The following is an 18,196-nucleotide window of genomic DNA, read 5'->3' as shown; positions in this document are numbered from 1 at the left end:
CGAGCGCCGCGTCGGCGCGGGCACGAGCGTCAGCGGCGTCTCGACCATCCCCCACGCCAGCAGCCGGTGCACCCCGAGGGCCAGCGCCCGGGCCAGGGGCGCCACCAGGTCGGCGCGCCCGTGCTCCTTGCATGCGAGGATCGCCCGGCGCCTGGCCCCGGCGTAGCGGCCCAGCGCGAACACCGGCGCCATCGGGTCGATCCGCGGGGTGACGACGTGCGGCTCGTCGGGCCTGACGACGAGCTCGGCCGCGCAGCCCTCGCACCAGCGGGTCGACGGCGCCCCGCAGCCGCCGCATTCCAGCGGCAGGATGAGGTCGAGCACGCCTGCCAGTGTGGCGGGCGGGGCCGACATCGCGCCGCGGCTCGTGGCGATCGCAAGCGCGAGGTGGTCGCGTGGCGGGTCGCCACCATCGGACTAGCCCTGCCTTGGCGGCTTTCGCATGCGCGCCACCGAGCGCGGCGCGCGAACCAGTGGAGCCTTATCGGTAGGGATTTAGTGGCCCGGGTTTAGGCGTCCCCGTCGGGGGATGATCACGGAACGCGGTGAGGCAGCCGTCCATGTAGCTGTCTTGAGCCGTCGGCTCCAGCAGGGACGAGTAGTTGGACTCGCTGTTGATGGCGTTGGCACAAGCCTGATGTTCCATCTCGGCGACGGTGGCGCCGGTGTTGGACATGTTGTCCCCGTAGCCCTTGCGGGCGAGGCCGGAAGTGCCACTGCTATAGCCCTCTTGGTAAAAAGGCGACTGGGACTGCGGGGAGCCAGGCGACCCGGAGGACGGCGAGGACGGCGAGGACGGGGGATAATTTCTACACGTCGCCACGATATGGGAGCAGTACACCTTATAAATTGACGGCCAAAGATACTTGGCAGCAACAGGTCCCAATACCACCATGGCCACAAGCCCGGCCGCAATCACTGCGAATAGCTTTTTCCCGGGACGTGTCTCATCTGGCTGGGGTGTCGCGGGGGTGTGGGGAGCTGGGTTGGTCGCGCTAAGAGCACCGGCGGCTGCGGGTGTCGCGCGTCCCCTCCGTCCCGTGGCCATCAGTACCAAGCCGACGATTAGGACGATGAGCCCGATGGTGAGGAAAATGGGGATCGAGGACAAAAACCCCACCACGATAAGGCAGATTCCCAAAAGGGCGATCAGCGGCCTCAGCTGCAGGCGTGTTCGATGGCTCGGCGGCGGCAGTGGGGATATGGCGGCGGTAGATGTCGCGGGGACGTCGGTCTCGAGTGTTGCGGGGATGTCAGGAGCCGGGTCGCTTCCGGAATGCGCATCGGCGTCCTTGGATTTCGCCGCGGCGTCGGGGTCGGGGATAAGTCTGTGCCATGCCTCGCCGTCCCAATACATTTCGCCTGGCTTGCCAGTCGGGTCGGGGTACCAACCTGCCGGTGGTTGCGGTGGTGGTGTAGTAATTTCCTCTTCCTCACTCTGCTGAAGCTGGCCGTGAGCATTAACTTGTTCCTTTGGGTTTAGCCCGCGGTATTCTCGTGGCGGTTTAATCGGGAGCGGAAACTCGTAGAGCCATGACCTTCATCGCAACTTGCCTTCCTATCGAGTACTTGTTCGGACCCCTTTAGGTCCTCCCCGTCGGGGGTGGCTGGGTCGTTTCGATCACTGTCGCTACCCCGGTAGGCCGCTGAGCGGCCTCCGCACCAAAAGTCGGCGGTGACGGTCTGGCCTGCGGCTCGTGAGCCCCCGAAGTCCCGCGTTGTAGCCATCCTGGTAGGCCTTGCTGTGGCCACCACTACCGCCACCACCACAGCCGGCGATGATGCCGGCGGTGAGAAGGCCAGCGGCGGACAGCATGATCTTCATGGGCTCGACCCCTTCGTCGGACAGCGGCCCATTTGCCGTTATGCGACCGAGTGTCGCACTTTCTGATGAGGGTCATATGAATTTCTGCAAGACGCCTTGACCTATCCGATCTGAACTGTCGGTGGAAGCTTTGATCCGGGGAGCGGACTGAATCGACTGCGCGTGTGATGCGGCGGATTCTTGTTGACCGATCCCTTTTCTATCGCGTGACGTCGTGGGGGTGCACCTTGAAGGCTCGCTCCGTAATTAAGGAGCGCGGCGAACTGCTGCGCGCGCCTGAGGTTGGAATCGGCGCCAAAGGCTTTGCGATAAACGAACTTCGTGTCTGGGCCCGCGATTGCGACATAGACCGTTTGGCCGCTCCGCGATAATGTTGGCGCGCGCTTTCGCGTACTCTCTGGCATCGCCGCTAGCCCTGATGGCGGCGACCCGCATCGCCCGGCTCCACCGCGCTCGCGATCGCCGCTCCCCCGATGGCGGCGACCCGCATCGCCCGGCTCCACCGCGCTCGCGCGGCTCCACCGCGCTCGCGGTCGCCGCTAGCCCGGCAGCACCGGAGCCGCGCCGGGCATGCTCAGCCCGGACACCTCCGACCAGCTCTGCTGGCTTTCGGGCGCCGACGCCGAATATTGCAGCACCCCCTGCGGGCCGGCGACGTACACCGCGGACGGGTTGGCCGCCACCGTCGTCACCGGGGTCTGCAGGCCGCGGGTCGGGGCGTCGGAGTTCACCCCGTCGAGGTTGACGTAGGACACCGGGTGGCTGGCGTCGGTGCGGGTCACCACGATGTCGTCGCCGGTGCGCCAGGACAGCGAGACCACCGAGTTGCCCAGCCCGAAACCCAGCCGGCGCGGGTACGTCAGCGCGTACTGCCCCGCCTGCGTCTGCTCCACCCCGGCGAGGATCACCTGGCCGTTGATCACCATCGCGGCGCGCGTCGAATCGCGGGACAGCTGCAGGTCGGTGATCGGCCCGGGGAAGCTGGCGGCCACCAGCGCGGAGTCCACCGGGATCCGCGCGGGCTGACCGGACGCCGGCTCCTGAATCGCGCGCAGCACGTTGTTGTTGTCCACCACCACCCAGACGGCGTCGTCCAGCGACCAGCTGGGCCGGGTCAGGCTGTGGCCGTCGGCGGACTGGACCGCCTCGCCACCCAGGTCACCGATCCACAGCGATGCCGCCTGGTCCGGGGCGCCGCGCCGCAGCGTCACCACCGACGCCACCTGTCGCCCGCTGCGGGACAGCGCGGCGCCGGTCTGATCACCCATCCGCCCGAAGGCCCCCGCCACGGTGGTGATGCGCTGCCCATCCAGCCCGGCCAGGGACCCGTTGACCAGGGCGTGCAGGCCCGCCCCCGCGCCGTCGGCCACGCCCGGGTCGGTGGCCGCGACGTCGGAGGTGGTCCACCCCTCGGCGAACCGGTCGTCCAGCGGCGCGCCGTCGGCGTTGATCACGTACGGGCCCCGGATGTCCGCCCGGGCCAGCGTCCAAATGATCTGTGCGGCAAGCAATTGCCGGCTGTGCGGATCGGTGGTGGACAGTTTCTCCAGATCGATTCGGGCGCCGCCGTAGCCGAGCCCGATGCCGTTCTTGCCGCCGTCGGCCCGGGTCACCGGCCCGCGCAACCGCAGCGGCGGGGCGAGCAGGTTGCGCACCGTGTGGGCCATCTCCGGGCGCGGGCCGGCCAGCATCTTGGACACCAGCTCGGTGGCCAGCTGGTCGTGATCGGCCACCGCGACGTAGCGGGGATCGGGAACCACCGTCTTGCCGGTCGGGTCGGCGAAGTACAGCGTGTTGCGTTTGTAGGTCTCCTGGAACTGCTGCCAGTCCAGGAACACCCCGTTGGGCAAGCGGTCGATCCGCCAGCCGCCGGACGTCTTGACCAACTCGATCGGACCCGGGTCGGGCAGCACCCCCTCGGCGGTTTCGAACACGCCCACATCGGACAGCGAGCCCAGGATGTCCGCGCGCATGGTGGCCGAAACCCGTTCGGCGCCACGGGTTTCCACGAACACCACGTGGTCGATCAGCAGGGCGCTACCGGCGTCGTCCCACGAGTTGGACGCCGACTGGGTGAGGAATTGCCGCGCCGCCAGGTGCCGGTTCGCCGGATCGGCTGTGGCCTTGAGGAATTCGCGCAGCAACACGTCGGGATCCATGCCCGGGGTGGGCTTGGGCAGGTTCGACGGGGCCGGCCGCTCGACGGTGCCGATGGCCTGCGGGGCGGACGCGCTGGGCACCCCCGCGCACCCGCCGAGCAGCGCGGCCAGCACCAGCGGCACCAGCAGCCGGGGCACCCGCATCAGACGGTCCTCTCGGCGGGTTCGCGTTGGCGCGCCTTGCGTTCGGGGGCGTTCGGCTCCGGGATGGGCTGCGGGATGGGCTTGAGCGGCAGCGGGCTGGTGGTGACTTTGTGGCCGCGCACCAGGGGAAGCGTCAGCCGGAAGCAGGCCCCCTGACCGGGCTCGCCCCAGGCCTCCAGCCGGCCCTGGTGCAGCCGCGCGTCCTCGACGCTGATCGCCAGGCCCAGCCCGGTGCCGCCGGATCGGCGCACCCGCGACGGGTCCGACCGCCAGAACCGGCTGAACACCAGCTTCTCCTCGCCCGGCCGCAGCCCGACGCCGTAGTCGCGAACCGTCACGGCGACGGTGTCCTCGTCGGCGCCCATCCGGATGTCCACCGGCTTGTGCTCGGCGTGGTCGATGGCGTTGGCGATCAGGTTGCGCAGGATGCGCTCCACCCGGCGCGGATCGACCTCGGCGATCACCTCTTCGGAGGGCATGTCCACCCGCAGCTCGATGCCGGCGTCCTCGGCCAGGTGACCCACGTTGCCGAGCGCGCTTTGCACGGTGGTGCGCAGGTCCACCGCCTCGACGGACAGCTCGGCCACACCCGCGTCGTGCCGGGAGATCTCCAGCAGGTCGTTGAGCAGCGTCTCGAACCGGTCCAGCTCGTTGACCATCAGCTCGGTGGACCGGGCCAGCGTGGGGTCGAGGTCGGCGCTGTGGTCGTAGATCAGGTCGGCGGCCATCCGCACGGTGGTCAGCGGGGTGCGGAGCTCGTGGCTGACGTCGGAGGTGAACCGGCGCTGCAGGTTGCCGAACTCCTCCAGCTGGGTGATCTGCCGGGACAGGCTCTCGGCCATGTCGTTGAACGACACCGCCAGCCGGGCCATGTCGTCCTCGCCGCGCACCGGCATCCGCTCGGACAGGTGCCCCTCGGCGAACCGCTCGGCGATCCGCGACGCCGAGCGAACCGGCACCACCACCTGGCGCGAGACCAGCAGCGCGATCCCGGCGAGCAGCACCAGCAGCACCGCGCCGCCGGTGATCATCGTGCCGCGCACCAGCTGGATGGTGGCCTGCTCGTTCTTCAGCGGGAAGATCAGGTACAGCTCGACGTTGGCCACCTGCGAGGACGTCGGGGTCCCGACGATCAGCGCCGGTCCCGAGAAGCCGTCGGTGTGCACGGTGGCGTACTGGTAGGCCGCCTGCCCGGCCTTGATGAAGCCGCGCAACGAACCGGGCACCTGGTCGACGGGCCCGGCCGTGCTGGCGGCGCGCGGGCCGTCGCCCGGCACCATCAGCACCGCGTCGAAGGCCCCGGCCAGCCCGGCGCCCGAGGCGGTGTCGGTCTTCGACGTCAAGGTGTTGCGGGCCAGCTGCAGGCTGCTGTCCAGCGAGCGGGTCTCCTCGCCGTTGACGATCCCGCCGACGGTGGTGCGCGCCCGCTCGATCTGCTCGATGGCGGCCCTGACCTTGACGTCCAGTACCCGGTTGGTGACCTGGCTGGTGAGCACGAACCCCAGCGCGAGGATCACCGCCAGCGACAGCCCAAGCGTCAGCGCCACGACCCGCAGCTGTAGCGATCGGCGCCAGGCAACCCCCACGGCTCGACTCAACGCACCCATGCCGCGGGTCATGGGGCCAGAGCGCCCCCAACGGCTCCTCGTGCGTCGCGGCGAGCGCCAGATCACGGAGGTCCGGCCTTGTATCCCACTCCTCGAACGGTCAACACCACAGTCGGGTTCTCAGGGTCTTTCTCGACCTTGGCCCGCAGACGCTGAACGTGCACGTTCACCAGGCGGGTGTCCGCCGGGTGCCGATAGCCCCACACCTGTTCGAGCAGCACATCACGAGTAAACACCTGGCGCGGTTTGCGTGCCAGCGCGACCAACAGGTCGAACTCCAGTGGTGTGAGGGAGATCTGCTCGCCGTTGCGGGTGACCTTGTGCGCCGGCACGTCGATGTCGACGTCGGCGATCGAGAGCATCTCGGCGGGCTCGTCGTCGTTGCGCCGCAGCCGCGCGCGCACGCGGGCGACCAGCTCCTTGGGCTTGAACGGCTTCATGATGTAGTCGTCGGCGCCCGACTCCAGGCCGAGCACCACGTCCACGGTGTCGGTCTTGGCGGTCAGCATGACGATCGGGACACCGGAGTCGGCGCGCAGCACCCGGCACACGTCGATGCCGTTCATGCCCGGCAGCATCAGGTCCAGCAGCACCAGATCGGGGCGCAACTCGCGCACCGCGGTCAGGGCCTGGGTGCCGTCGCCGATGACCGCGGTGTCGAAGCCCTCCCCACGCAGCACGATGGTGAGCATCTCGGCCAGCGAAGCGTCGTCATCGACGACCAAAATCCTTTGCCTCATGGAGTCCATGGTGTCACCAGATCGGGACAAAGTCGGCGCACCACACGGGCGTTTCGTGCCCGATACCGCCAAATCGTGACAATTCTGTGCTACTCGGCGGTGAAAGTCGCCACCAACCGCCCCGGATCGACGTCGGCATCGACGACCAGCCACCGCCCGCCCCAGCCCGCCGCGGCCAGCTCCGCGTAGACGGCGCCGGTGCGCCGTTGCAGTTCGTCGTCGCGTTCGTAGCTGTCGCGGGCCCGGCCCGGTTCGTGCTCGGCGCGGTGCCGGGCCCGCTGCCCGGCGAGCTCGGCGGGGACCGCGAGCAGCACCTGCCAGTCGGGCGCGGGCAGCGCCAGCCGCTGGTATTCGAGCCGATGGACCCAGGCCACCGCCTCCCCCGCCGCGCCCTCGCGCAGCCGCGCCGCGCTGTAGGCCGCGTTGGAGGCCACATAGCGATCCAGGATCACCACGTCGTAATCGCGGCGCAGGCCCTCCAGCTCACCGATCGCCCCGGCGCGGTCGAGCGCGAAGAGCATCGCCATCGCATACACCGACGACGCGAGGTCGCCGTGCTCCCCGTGCAGCGCCTCGGCCGCGACGTCGGCGGTCACCGATCGCCCGTAGCGCGGGAAGGCCAGCGTGGCCACCGACAGCCCGGCGGACTCGAAGGCCTTCTGCAACCCCGCCGACAACGTCCGCTTACCCGCGCCGTCTACGCCTTCGATCGCGATCAGCACGGCGCCGAGCCTATCCGCATCCTCGAACGTGACGCCGCCAGTCACGATTGACGCCGGATGTGACTGTGGCGTCACGCTGGGCAGGCGAGAATCAGTAGCGGTAGTGGTCGGCTTTGTAGGGGCCGTCGACGTCGACGCCGATGTATTCGGCTTGTTCTTTGGTGAGTTTGGTCAGTTTGCCGCCGAGGGCTTCGACGTGGATGCGGGCGACCTTTTCGTCGAGGTGTTTGGGTAGCCGGTAGACCTCGTTGTCGTATTCGTCGTTTTTGGTCCACAGCTCGATCTGGGCGATCACCTGGTTGGAGAAGCTGTTGCTCATCACGAACGACGGGTGCCCGGTGGCGTTGCCCAGGTTGAGCAGCCGCCCCTCGGACAACAAGATGATCGACTTGCCGCTGTCGGGGAACGTCCACACGTCGACCTGGGGGCGGATGTTGGTCTTGGTGGCCCCGGAGCGCTCGAGCTGGGCGACCTGGATCTCGTTGTCGAAGTGCCCGATGTTGCCCAGCACCGCGTAGTCCTTCATCGCCTTCATGTGCTCTAAGGTGATGATGTCCTTGTTGCCGGTGGCGGTCACCACGATGTCGGCGCTACCGATCGCGTCCTCGACCGTGGCGACGTCATAGCCCTCCATCAGCGCCTGCAGCGCGTTGATCGGGTCGATCTCGGTGACCACCACCCGGGCGCCCTGGCCCTTGACCGAGTCGGCGCAGCCCTTGCCCACATCGCCATAGCCGCAGATCAACACCTTCTTGCCGCCGATCAACACATCGGTGCCGCGGTTGATCCCATCGATCAGCGAGTGCCGACACCCGTATTTGTTGTCGAACTTGGACTTGGTCACCGAGTCGTTGACGTTGATCGCCGGGAAGGCCAGATCCCCAGCCGCAGCGAACTGATACAGCCGCAACACCCCGGTGGTGGTCTCCTCGGTCACCCCCTTGACCGACTCGGAGATCGTCGTCCACTTGTCTTTGTCGGTCTCGAAGCGGTTGCGCAGCAGCTCCAAAAACACCTTCCACTCGGTGGGGTCGTCGNTCGCCCGGCACCATCAGCACCGCGTCGAAGGCCCCGGCCAGCCCGGCGCCCGAGGCGGTGTCGGTCTTCGACGTCAAGGTGTTGCGGGCCAGCTGCAGGCTGCTGTCCAGCGAGCGGGTCTCCTCGCCGTTGACGATCCCGCCGACGGTGGTGCGCGCCCGCTCGATCTGCTCGATGGCGGCCCTGACCTTGACGTCCAGTACCCGGTTGGTGACCTGGCTGGTGAGCACGAACCCCAGCGCGAGGATCACCGCCAGCGACAGCCCAAGCGTCAGCGCCACGACCCGCAGCTGTAGCGATCGGCGCCAGGCAACCCCCACGGCTCGACTCAACGCACCCATGCCGCGGGTCATGGGGCCAGAGCGCCCCCAACGGCTCCTCGTGCGTCGCGGCGAGCGCCAGATCACGGAGGTCCGGCCTTGTATCCCACTCCTCGAACGGTCAACACCACAGTCGGGTTCTCAGGGTCTTTCTCGACCTTGGCCCGCAGACGCTGAACGTGCACGTTCACCAGGCGGGTGTCCGCCGGGTGCCGATAGCCCCACACCTGTTCGAGCAGCACATCACGAGTAAACACCTGGCGCGGTTTGCGTGCCAGCGCGACCAACAGGTCGAACTCCAGTGGTGTGAGGGAGATCTGCTCGCCGTTGCGGGTGACCTTGTGCGCCGGCACGTCGATGTCGACGTCGGCGATCGAGAGCATCTCGGCGGGCTCGTCGTCGTTGCGCCGCAGCCGCGCGCGCACGCGGGCGACCAGCTCCTTGGGCTTGAACGGCTTCATGATGTAGTCGTCGGCGCCCGACTCCAGGCCGAGCACCACGTCCACGGTGTCGGTCTTGGCGGTCAGCATGACGATCGGGACACCGGAGTCGGCGCGCAGCACCCGGCACACGTCGATGCCGTTCATGCCCGGCAGCATCAGGTCCAGCAGCACCAGATCGGGGCGCAACTCGCGCACCGCGGTCAGGGCCTGGGTGCCGTCGCCGATGACCGCGGTGTCGAAGCCCTCCCCACGCAGCACGATGGTGAGCATCTCGGCCAGCGAAGCGTCGTCATCGACGACCAAAATCCTTTGCCTCATGGAGTCCATGGTGTCACCAGATCGGGACAAAGTCGGCGCACCACACGGGCGTTTCGTGCCCGATACCGCCAAATCGTGACAATTCTGTGCTACTCGGCGGTGNATGCTCGCTCATGACCGCCGTTCACATTCGGTGGCACCAGCTCGAGCGCGACCGTGTTGAGGGTCACACGCCTCCCTTTGTCCTGACGATCCGGGCGGGGGCCCAAGTCGTCGCGTCTACGAAGATCGACTGTCGCCGCGGGCGGCGGCGACTTTTCGAAACCACCCACGCGTCCCGGGCGAGCCCACCGACGTTCGTGCCGGTCACGGCCCACCTGGGGGTCAGTAGCGGTAGTGGTCGGCTTTGTAGGGGCCGTCGACGTCGACGCCGATGTATTCGGCTTGTTCTTTGGTGAGTTTGGTCAGTTGGCCGCCGAGGGCTTCGACGTGGATGCGGGCGACCTTTTCGTCGAGGTGTTTGGGCAGCCGGTAGACCTCGTTGTCGTATTCGTCGTTTTTGGTCCACAGCTCGATCTGGGCGATCACCTGGTTGGAGAAGCTGTTGCTCATCACGAACGACGGGTGCCCGGTGGCGTTGCCCAGGTTGAGCAGCCGCCCCTCGGACAACAAGATGATCGACTTGCCGCTGTCGGGGAACGTCCACACGTCGACCTGGGGGCGGATGTTGGTCTTGGTGGCCCCGGAGCGCTCGAGCTGGGCGACCTGGATCTCGTTGTCGAAGTGCCCGATGTTGCCCAGCACCGCGTAGTCCTTCATCGCCTTCATGTGCTCTAAGGTGATGATGTCCTTGTTGCCGGTGGCGGTCACCACGATGTCGGCGCTACCGATCGCGTCCTCGACCGTGGCGACGTCATAGCCCTCCATCAGCGCCTGCAGCGCGTTGATCGGGTCGATCTCGGTGACCACCACCCGGGCGCCCTGGCCCTTGACCGAGTCGGCGCAGCCCTTGCCCACATCGCCATAGCCGCAGATCAACACCTTCTTGCCGCCGATCAACACATCGGTGCCGCGGTTGATCCCATCGATCAGCGAGTGCCGACACCCGTATTTGTTGTCGAACTTGGACTTGGTCACCGAGTCGTTGACGTTGATCGCCGGGAAGGCCAGATCCCCAGCCGCAGCGAACTGATACAGCCGCAACACCCCGGTGGTGGTCTCCTCGGTCACCCCCTTGACCGACTCGGAGATCGTCGTCCACTTGTCTTTGTCGGTCTCGAAGCGGTTGCGCAGCAGCTCCAAAAACACCTTCCACTCGGTGGGGTCGTCCTCCTCGGCGGGGGGCACCACCCCGGCCTTCTCATACTGCGCACCGCGCAACACCAGCATGGTGGCATCCCCGCCGTCATCCAGGATCATGTTGGCGGGCTCGTCGGGCCAGGTGAGCATCTGCTCGGCCGCCCACCAGTACTCCTGCAGCGTCTCACCCTTCCAGGCGAACACCGGCACCCCCTGGGGCTCCTCGGGGGTGCCATACGGGCCGACCACCACCGCCGCCGCCGCATGATCCTGGGTGGAAAAGATGTTGCACGACGCCCACCGGACCTGCGCACCCAGCGACACCAGGGTCTCGATGAGCACCGCGGTCTGCACGGTCATGTGCAGCGAGCCCGAAATCCGCGCGCCCTTGAGCGGCTGCACCTCGGCATACTCCCGGCGCAGCGACATCAGACCCGGCATCTCCTGCTCAGACAGCTCAATATCCCGCCGGCCGTAATCCGCCAGCGACAAATCAGCGACCTTGAAATCGATGCCATTACGGACCTCAGCGGTCAACGAACTCTCAGTCGTCGTCATAACGTGACTTTTCCTTCTTCAGCCTTCTTTGGGGCCACTCGGGTTCAAGCGGTACTTAGCTTAGGTATGTTCTTCCGCCACTGTAGCCGCGACCCCATGGCGCTCCGCGAACGGCGTCATCAGCCGGGCCAGGTCCGCCGCCACGTCGTGATCGGCCTCCGGCGGCATGGACACGTAGCTCAGCGCCAGCCGCACGATCGCGCGCGCCAGCACGCCGGCGTCCTCGTCGCTGGTGGCCACCCAGCTCTGGGTCAGCGCCGTGGCCAGGCGCGCCGACGCCCGGGTGATGATGGGCCCGCTGTCGGTGGTGATGATCTGCAGCAGGTCGGGCTTGGCGACGCCGGACAGCAGCGAGATCACCAGCGGGTCGGCGGCCGACTCCGCGAAGAAGGAGCGGAATCCCTGCAGGAACGCCTCGTGGATGTTGCCGACGTTGGCGTCGATGGCCGCGTAGATCCCGTCGACCAGGCGATCGGCCAGGCGCAGGGCGTACCCCTGCGCCAGGCCCTGGCGCGAGCCGAACTCGTTGTAGATGGTCTGCCGGCTGATGCCCGCGGCGCGGGCCACGTCCGCCAGCGTGATGGCCGACCAGTCCCGGGCCAGCAACAGGTCCCGCATCGCGTCGAGCACCGAGTCGCGCAGCAGGACGCGCGACGCCTCCGCGTACGGCATCCGCTTCACAGGCGCGACTGTAACGCTCACGGCCGCGCCACCTCCACCATCTCGAAGTCGGACTTCGCCGCGCCGCAGTCCGGGCAGCTCCAGTCCTCGGGGATGTCGTCCCAGCGGGTCCCGGGCGCGATCCCGTCCTCCGGCCAGCCCAGCGCCTCGTCGTACTCGAAGCCGCACTGGATGCAGCGGAACAGTCTGTAGTCACTCATGCCGTAGCTCCTTGTCTCTCGAAGTCGGCCTTCTCGCGCACCGCGCAGTCCGGACAGCACCAGTCGTCGGGAACATCCTCCCACCGCGTGCCCGGGGGAAAGCCCTCCCGCGGAGCGCCTTGCGCTTCGTCGTAAACGTAGTCGCAGCCCGGGCAGCGGTAGGCGATCATGCGCTCACCCCGTAGCGCGCCAGCACTCGGTCGCGCAGCCGCGGGTGGATGTTGACCTTGGTGATGTCGCCGTCGTAGTGGGACAGCACCCGGTGGTCCATCACCTTGCGCCACAGCGGCGGGAAGTAGGTGAGCGAGATCATCGACGCGTACCCGCTGGGCAGGTTGGGCGAGCCCTCGATGCTGCGCAGCGTCTGGTAGCGGCGGGTCGGGTTGGCGTGGTGATCGCTGTGCCGCTGCAGGTGGTACAGGAACAGGTTCGTCACGATGTGATCGGAGTTCCAGCTGTGCACGGGCGCGCACCGCTCGTATCGACCGCTCGCGTTCTTCTGCCGGAGCAGCCCATAGTGCTCCAGGTAGTTGACCGCCTCGAGCAGGCTGAACCCGAAGACCGCCTGGATGATGACGAACGGGATCAGCGCCGGGCCGAAGAGCGCGATCAGCGCGCCCCACAACACCACCGACATCAGCCAGGCGTTGAGCACGTCGTTGGACAGGTAGGTCCTGGGGTCCCAGGGGCTCTTGTTCAGCCGGCGCAGCCGCTGCGCCTCCAGCCGCAACGCCGAACGCAGGCTCCCGAAGACGCTGCGCGGCAGGAATTCCCAGAACGTTTCGCCGAAGCGCGCCGACGCCGGGTCTTCCGGAGTGGACACGCGCACGTGGTGGCCGCGGTTGTGCTCGATGTAGAAGTGGCCGTAGCAGGACTGCGCCAGGGTGACCTTGGACAGCCACCGCTCCAGCGACTCCTTCTTGTGCCCCATCTCGTGGGCCGTGTTGATCCCCACCCCGCCGAGGACCCCGACCGACAGCGCCACGCCCAGCTTGCCGGCCCAGCTCAACGCGCCTTCAGAACCAGCCGGGAAGCCGAGCCAGCTCAGGTTGGACGCGGTGAACAGGTAGGCGCCCAGGATCACGCTGAGGTATTGAAACGGGATGTAGACGTAGGTGCAGCGGCGGTAGTACTTGTCGTTCTCCAGCCGCTCCATCACCTCGTCGGGCGGGTTCTGCCCGTCGGGGCCGAAACGCACGTCCAGGATCGGCAGCAGGACGTAGAGCAGGATCGGCCCGATCCACAGCGGCACCTGCGCGGCGGCGTGCCAGCCGCATCGGTTGAGCGCCCAGACGATCGGCAGCATCACGAACAGCGCCGTCGGGGCGATCAGTCCCATGAGCCACAGGTGGCGCTTCTTGTCCCGCCAGACGGTCGCATCGGTGGGGCTGAGTGTGGTCATCTGCCAAACCTCCTTGTGAGTCATACCACGTTGGAGTTGGACAGTACAGCCGTTTGCGTCTTCTGTCTAGACACAAAGTGCTATTTTGTAAACACACTCGCCTCGGCATGCTCTCGCCCGGCGTCCCGGCGCCCCTGCACGGAGTGCCGGTACCCGTAGCCGGCGTAGATCGCGGTTCCCACCACCAGCCACACGGCGAACCGAACCCAGGTCAACGCCGTGAGGTTGAGCATCAGCCACACGCAGGCGCAGATCGACGTGACGGGCAGCAGCGGCACCCACGGGGCCCGGAACCCCCGCTCCAGGTCCGGCCGCGTGCGGCGCAGCACCATGACGCCGGCCGACACCAGGACGAACGCGAACAGCGTCCCGACGTTGACCATCTCCTCGAGCTTGGTTATCGGGAACACCGACGCCGTCGCCGCCACCACCACCGCGACCAGGACGGTGATCCGGATGGGGGTGCCGCGCGCGCCGGTCTTGGCCAGTGGCCGCGGCAACAGCCCGTCGCGCGCCATCGCGAACAGCACCCGGCACTGCCCGAGCATCAGCACCATCACCACGGTGGTCAACCCGGCGAGGGCACCGATGGCGATGATTTTGCTGGCCCACTGGATCCCGTTTGCTGCGAACGCGGTGGCCAGGTTTGCCGGCTGGTGGCCGGGCACGGTCTTGAGCTGGGTGTAGGACACCATGCCGGACAGCACCACGGCGACGGCGACATACAGCAGGGTGACGATCGCCAGCGACACCAGGATCCCCCGCGGGACGTCGCGCTGGGGATTCTTGGTCTCCTCGGCCATGGTGGCGACGATGTCGAAGCCGATGAACGCGAAGAACACGATGGACGCCCCCGCCAGCACGCCGTACCAGCCGTAGTGACTGCTGTGGGCCCCGGTCAGCAGCGACAGCACCGACTGGTTGATGCCCGACGCCTCGTGTCCGGACTCCGGCTTCGGGATGAACGGCGAGTAGTTGGAGCCCTTGATGTAGAAGGCGCCGACGATCACGACCAGCACCACCACCGACACCTTGATGCCGGTGATCACCGCGGAGAACCGCGAGGACAACTTGGTGCCCAGGGCGATCAGGGTCGCCACCACGGCGACGATCAGCAGCGCGCCCCAGTCCAGCTGGACCGAACCCAGTTGCACTGTGCCACCGGCGAATCCGAACACGTTGCCGAGGTAGCTCGACCAGCCCTTGGACACGACCGCGGCGCCGACCGCCAGTTCCAGCAGCAGGTTCCAGCCGATGGTCCAGGCGAGGAACTCCCCGAAGGTGGCGTAGGAGAAGGTGTAGGCGCTGCCCGCCACCGGCAGCGTCGAGGCGAATTCGGCGTAGCACAGGGCCGCCAGCGCGCAGGTGATGGCCGCGATCACGAACGAGATCCAGATGGCGGGCCCGGTGATGTCGCCGGTGGTCGACGCGGTAACGGTGAAGATGCCGGCGCCGATCACCACCGCGACGCCGAACACGACCAGGTCCCGCCACGTCAGCTCCCTGCGCAGCCGGGTTTCGGGCTCGTCGGTGTCGGCGATCGATTGTTCGACCGATTTGGTGCGCCAACGATTTGCCATTCACCGGCCCCTTCCCGATGTGCTCCGTTGGACCGCACAGTACTGGGTAGTCTGCGAGCATGGCGGGAAGCGGGGGGAACGCAAGGGAGCACGCGGCGGTCATCGGGGGAAGCATCGCCGGCATGTGTGCCGCGCGGGTGCTGTCCGATTGCTATGCGAGGGTGACGGTCTACGAGCGCGACGAGTTGCCGAGCGCGCCGGCGAACCGCGCGGCCGTCCCGCAGGACCGGCATCTGCACATGCTGATGGCCCGCGGGGCGGCGGAGTTCGAGAACCTGTTCCCCGGCCTGCTGGCCGACATGGTCGCCGCGGGCGTGCCCATGCTGGAGAACCGGCCGGACTGCATCCACCTCGGCGCCGCGGGCCATGTCCTCGGGACCGGGCACACGCTGCGCGACGAGTTCACCGCCTACGTGCCCAGCCGGCCACACCTGGAATGGCAGCTGCGCCGGCGGGTGCGCGACATCGACACCGTCGAGCTCGTGCGGCGGTCGGTTTCCGAGCCGCGCTACGACCGCGGGCGCCGGCGGGTCACCGGCGTGCTGCTGGACCCCCAAGACCGGGGCGAGCCGGAGTTCGTGCCGACCGACCTCGTCGTCGACGCCGCGGGCCGGGGCACCCGGCTGCCGGTCTGGTTGGAGCAGTGGGGATTCCAGCGCCCGGTCGAAGCGACCCTGGACATCGGCATCCGCTACGCGTCGCACCAGTTCCGCATGCCGGAGGGCGTGATCGCCGAGAAGGTGGTGGTCGCCGGCGCCTCCCACGACGAGTCGCTCGGGCTGGGCATGCTGCATTACGAGGACCGCGTGTGGGTGCTGACCACGTTCGGCGTGGCCGACGCCAAACCGCCCACGACGTTCCCGGAGATGCTCGCGCTGGCCGACAAGCTGCTGCCCGCGCATTTCAATGCCGCGCTGGCGCAGGCAGAACCCTTCGGCGAGCCGGCGTTCCACGCGTTTCCGGCCAGCAGGTGGCGCCGCTACCACAAGCTGGACCGCTTCCCGGCCGGCATCGTCCCGTTCGGCGACGCCGTGGCCAGCTTCAACCCCACGTTCGGGCAGGGCATGACGATGACGTCGCTGCAGGCCGGCCATCTGCGGCGGGCGCTGCGATCCGACGACCTCGCCCGCGAGCTGAACCGGGCCACCGCCAAAACCACCTACCCGGTGTGGATCATGAACGCCATCGGCGACGTCACGTTCCACCACGCCACCACGAAGGGGTCCATCCCCTGGTGGTGGCGGCCCTCGGGCGCGCTGTTCGACCAGTTCCTCGGGGCGGCCGAAACCGAACCCGTTCTGGCCGAGTGGTTTCTGCGCCGGTTCTCGCTCCTGGACAGCCTGTACATGGTTCCGCCGCCGCGGATCATCGGGCGCACCATGGCGCACAACATGCGGCTGTGGCTGCGCGAGCGCCGCGAGGCCGCCCGCGGCGATCGCGAGGGCGGCGCCGGGGGCACCTCCCGCTTGCGAGGGACCGGGCGATGGGGGCACCTCCCGCTTGCGGGGGACGGGTCGCCACCATCCGGCCGGCGGCGCGCCTCTAGAGCCCTACGGTCGCCCTGAACAGCTGGGCGGGCTCGCGCGCGACCAGCCGGATGGGCCCGTCGTCGGCCGCCACCCAGGCGGCCATCCCGCGTTCCAGCGTGAGCGACCCGGACTTGGCGTGCACCGTCGCGCAGCCCTCGCTGCACAACAGGATTTGCGGGCCCTCGTGGCTGCACGTCGCGTCGACCTCGTGGCCGAGGTACTCGCCGTCGAGTTCCAGCAGCGCGACGGCGAATTCGGCGGTCGGCGTCTCGTAGATTCGGCCGAACCCCTCGCGGCGGACGTGCGGGCGCAGTTGCGCCTCGGTGGTGGGGGTGAAGTCCAGCACCCGCAGCAGCTCGGGCACGTCGACGTGCTTGGGGGTGAGCCCGCCGCGTAGCACGTTGTCGGAGTTGGCCATCACCTCGACCGCGAAACCGCGCAGATAGGTGTGCAGGTTGCCGGCCGACACGAAGATCGCCTCGCCCGGGGCCAGGGTGATGCGGTTGAGCAACAACGCCGCCAGCACGCCGGCGTCGCCGGGATAGCGTTCGCCGAGTTCCAGCACGGTCTTGGCCTCGGCCGCGAATTCCGTTGCGCCGGAGCTGACGTAGGCGATGGCGCCGTCCAGCACGGCGGGCACCAGCACGTCGATGTCGGGCTGCGGCGCGGTGATCCACGTGGTGAACAGCGCGCGCAGGCCGTCGGCGTCGGATTGGTCGTTCAGCAGGTCGATGTAGGGGTCGAGATCGGAGACGGCCAGCGCGCGCAGCAACTCGATGGTCGCCGACGCCTGACGAAATCCGGCCAGCGCCTCGAACGACTGCAGCGCCACCAACAACTCCGGCTTGTGGGAGGTGTCGCGGTAGTTGCGCAACGGCGAGGACACCGGAATGCCCAGCCGCTCCTCACGCAGGTATCCCTCGACCGCCTGCTCGGCGCTCGGATGCGCCTGCAGCGACAGCGGCTCGTCGGCGGCCAGCACCTTGACCAAAAAGGGGAGCACGTCCCCGAATCGGGCGCGCGACCCCGCGCCGAGCTGTCCCTCCGGGTCGGCGACCAGGGCCTCGAGCAACGAGACTTCACCCTTGTCCGTTTCCAGCCAGGCCGGGTCCCCGGGGTGTGCACCGAACCAGAGCTCGGCCTCCGGGTGGGCCGCCGGAACCGTGCGCCCGGTGAATTCCGCAAGGGCGGTGCGCGATCCCCAGGCGTACGTCCGCAAGGCCCCGCGAAGCAGTTCCACTTGTGTATCTATCCCCGCACCAGTCGCATGTAAACCGCGGCCATCTCCAGCCGAACGGCCAATACTGCCAGTTGCTGCTCGGCGCTGATGGCGCCCCCCAACGCCGGCGCCACCGTCGAACCGGCCGAGCCGCCGGGTCCGTCGGGAACATCCTCGGCGGCAAGCAAGTACACGTCGTCGAGGCCCGCGGTCCGGGCCGCCACGACCGTCTGTTCGGCGGACAGGGTCAGCGCCAGCACCCGCAGCCGCTCGGGCCGCGGCCCGTCGATCTCCTCGTCGTGAAAGAGGTCGTCCACCGCCCCGTCATTCGTGTCCCGCGCCGCCCGCAGCGCCAGCACGGCGTCCGCCAACCCGGTGGCGCCGACCACCTCGTGGGCGAGCCGCAGCAGCACCGAGCTGCCGTGCCGCGCCAGCGCCAGCGTGGCCGCGCAATCGCCCGCCAGCGCCACCC

General features: G+C 68.2%; 14 protein-coding genes and 4 pseudogenes. 1 reads left to right on the top strand and 17 read right to left on the bottom strand.

The window, feature by feature from the left end; genetic code table 11:
- The 15 genes and pseudogenes from BN4348_RS32125 to BN4348_RS32050 all read right to left on the bottom strand — a co-directional run.
- A pseudogene (locus BN4348_RS32125) lies at nt 1–324 on the bottom strand (ComF family protein); the annotation flags it as partial.
- Between the two features lie 157 nt (nt 325–481).
- Nucleotides 482–1,423: a DUF2510 domain-containing protein gene (locus BN4348_RS61005; RefSeq protein WP_235852649.1), complete on the bottom strand. Its 942-nt coding sequence runs from the start codon at nt 1,421–1,423 to the stop codon at nt 482–484.
- 941 nt (nt 1,424–2,364) lie between these two features.
- Complete coding sequence (gene lpqB, locus BN4348_RS32110; RefSeq protein WP_066908218.1) at nt 2,365–4,128, bottom strand: MtrAB system accessory lipoprotein LpqB; 1,764 nt, start codon at nt 4,126–4,128, stop codon at nt 2,365–2,367.
- Nucleotides 4,128–5,801, bottom strand: coding sequence for an MtrAB system histidine kinase MtrB (gene mtrB, locus BN4348_RS32105; protein WP_084453911.1), 1,674 nt, complete (start codon nt 5,799–5,801; stop codon nt 4,128–4,130). The genes lpqB and mtrB overlap by 1 nt, the downstream gene beginning before the upstream one ends.
- Nucleotides 5,798–6,484 carry a two-component system response regulator MtrA gene (gene mtrA / locus BN4348_RS32100; RefSeq protein ID WP_055576516.1) on the bottom strand — a complete coding sequence of 229 codons (687 nt, stop codon included), beginning with the start codon at nt 6,482–6,484 and terminating at the stop codon, nt 5,798–5,800. The genes mtrB and mtrA (BN4348_RS32100) overlap by 4 nt, the downstream gene beginning before the upstream one ends.
- 80 nt (nt 6,485–6,564) lie before the next feature.
- A complete protein-coding gene (locus BN4348_RS32095; RefSeq protein WP_066908227.1) occupies nt 6,565–7,197 on the bottom strand; it encodes a dTMP kinase in 633 nt (210 codons plus the stop codon).
- A gap of 91 nt (nt 7,198–7,288) precedes the next feature.
- A pseudogene (locus BN4348_RS32090) lies at nt 7,289–8,233 on the bottom strand (adenosylhomocysteinase); the annotation flags it as partial.
- Nucleotides 8,234–8,237: 4 nt separating this feature from the next.
- Nucleotides 8,238–8,642: pseudogene (locus BN4348_RS32085) on the bottom strand (two-component sensor histidine kinase); the annotation flags it as partial.
- Nucleotides 8,639–9,325 carry a two-component system response regulator MtrA gene (gene mtrA, locus BN4348_RS32080; RefSeq protein ID WP_055576516.1) on the bottom strand — a complete coding sequence of 229 codons (687 nt, stop codon included), beginning with the start codon at nt 9,323–9,325 and terminating at the stop codon, nt 8,639–8,641. The gene mtrA (BN4348_RS32080) and the pseudogene BN4348_RS32085, both read right to left, overlap by 4 nt.
- 315 nt (nt 9,326–9,640) lie before the next feature.
- On the bottom strand, nt 9,641–11,113 hold the full coding sequence (gene ahcY, locus BN4348_RS32075; RefSeq protein ID WP_066908211.1) for an adenosylhomocysteinase: 1,473 nt from the start codon (nt 11,111–11,113) through the stop codon (nt 9,641–9,643).
- Between the two features lie 60 nt (nt 11,114–11,173).
- Entirely contained in the window at nt 11,174–11,785 is a 612-nt protein-coding gene (gene alkX, locus BN4348_RS32070) for a TetR family transcriptional regulator AlkX (RefSeq protein WP_084453912.1), read from the bottom strand.
- 26 nt (nt 11,786–11,811) lie between these two features.
- A complete protein-coding gene (locus BN4348_RS32065; RefSeq protein WP_066908204.1) occupies nt 11,812–11,994 on the bottom strand; it encodes a rubredoxin in 183 nt (60 codons plus the stop codon).
- Nucleotides 11,991–12,164 (bottom strand): rubredoxin, encoded by a 174-nt coding sequence (locus tag BN4348_RS32060; protein ID WP_084453910.1) that lies wholly within the window; start codon nt 12,162–12,164, stop codon nt 11,991–11,993. The genes BN4348_RS32065 and BN4348_RS32060 overlap by 4 nt, the downstream gene beginning before the upstream one ends.
- Entirely contained in the window at nt 12,161–13,396 is a 1,236-nt protein-coding gene (locus BN4348_RS32055; RefSeq protein ID WP_066908224.1) for an alkane 1-monooxygenase, read from the bottom strand. The genes BN4348_RS32060 and BN4348_RS32055 overlap by 4 nt, the downstream gene beginning before the upstream one ends.
- An 80-nt stretch (nt 13,397–13,476) precedes the next feature.
- Nucleotides 13,477–14,976, bottom strand: coding sequence for an APC family permease (locus tag BN4348_RS32050; protein WP_066908201.1), 1,500 nt, complete (start codon nt 14,974–14,976; stop codon nt 13,477–13,479).
- A gap of 59 nt (nt 14,977–15,035) precedes the next feature.
- On the opposite strand from BN4348_RS32050, the gene BN4348_RS32045 reads away from it, so the two are divergent.
- Nucleotides 15,036–16,541, top strand: coding sequence for an FAD-dependent oxidoreductase (locus tag BN4348_RS32045; RefSeq protein ID WP_235852619.1), 1,506 nt, complete (start codon nt 15,036–15,038; stop codon nt 16,539–16,541).
- Here the strand turns inward: BN4348_RS32045 and manA are convergent.
- Both manA and BN4348_RS32035 read right to left on the bottom strand, forming a co-directional pair.
- Nucleotides 16,519–17,745, bottom strand: coding sequence for a mannose-6-phosphate isomerase, class I (gene manA / locus BN4348_RS32040; protein WP_066908198.1), 1,227 nt, complete (start codon nt 17,743–17,745; stop codon nt 16,519–16,521). The two genes, BN4348_RS32045 and manA, sit on opposite strands and share 23 nt — an antisense overlap.
- A gap of 8 nt (nt 17,746–17,753) precedes the next feature.
- Nucleotides 17,754–18,196: pseudogene (locus tag BN4348_RS32035) on the bottom strand (TobH protein); the annotation flags it as partial.

Origin of the sequence: Mycobacterium interjectum (genome assembly GCF_900078675.2) — a bacterium.
GTDB classification, from domain to species: Bacteria; Actinomycetota; Actinomycetes; order Mycobacteriales; family Mycobacteriaceae; genus Mycobacterium; species Mycobacterium interjectum.
The sequence above is the reverse complement of the archived record's forward strand: the minus strand, read 5'-3'. Positions and strand labels throughout refer to the sequence as shown.

Bases quoted from the DNA above. Each gene is read 5' to 3' on its own strand.
- mtrA (WP_055576516.1), bottom strand. From the start codon at position 6,484: ATGGACTCCATGAGGCAAAGGATTTTGGTCGTCGATGACGACGCTTCG.
- BN4348_RS32060 (WP_084453910.1), bottom strand. From the start codon at position 12,164: ATGATCGCCTACCGCTGCCCGGGCTGCGACTACGTTTACGACGAAGCG.
- mtrA (WP_055576516.1), bottom strand. From the start codon at position 9,325: ATGGACTCCATGAGGCAAAGGATTTTGGTCGTCGATGACGACGCTTCG.
- BN4348_RS32055 (WP_066908224.1), bottom strand. From the start codon at position 13,396: ATGACCACACTCAGCCCCACCGATGCGACCGTCTGGCGGGACAAGAAG.
- BN4348_RS32050 (WP_066908201.1), bottom strand. From the start codon at position 14,976: ATGGCAAATCGTTGGCGCACCAAATCGGTCGAACAATCGATCGCCGAC.
- BN4348_RS32065 (WP_066908204.1), bottom strand. From the start codon at position 11,994: ATGAGTGACTACAGACTGTTCCGCTGCATCCAGTGCGGCTTCGAGTAC.
- lpqB (WP_066908218.1), bottom strand. From the start codon at position 4,128: ATGCGGGTGCCCCGGCTGCTGGTGCCGCTGGTGCTGGCCGCGCTGCTC.
- BN4348_RS32045 (WP_235852619.1), top strand. From the start codon at position 15,036: ATGGCGGGAAGCGGGGGGAACGCAAGGGAGCACGCGGCGGTCATCGGG.
- alkX (WP_084453912.1), bottom strand. From the start codon at position 11,785: ATGCCGTACGCGGAGGCGTCGCGCGTCCTGCTGCGCGACTCGGTGCTC.
- ahcY (WP_066908211.1), bottom strand. From the start codon at position 11,113: ATGACGACGACTGAGAGTTCGTTGACCGCTGAGGTCCGTAATGGCATC.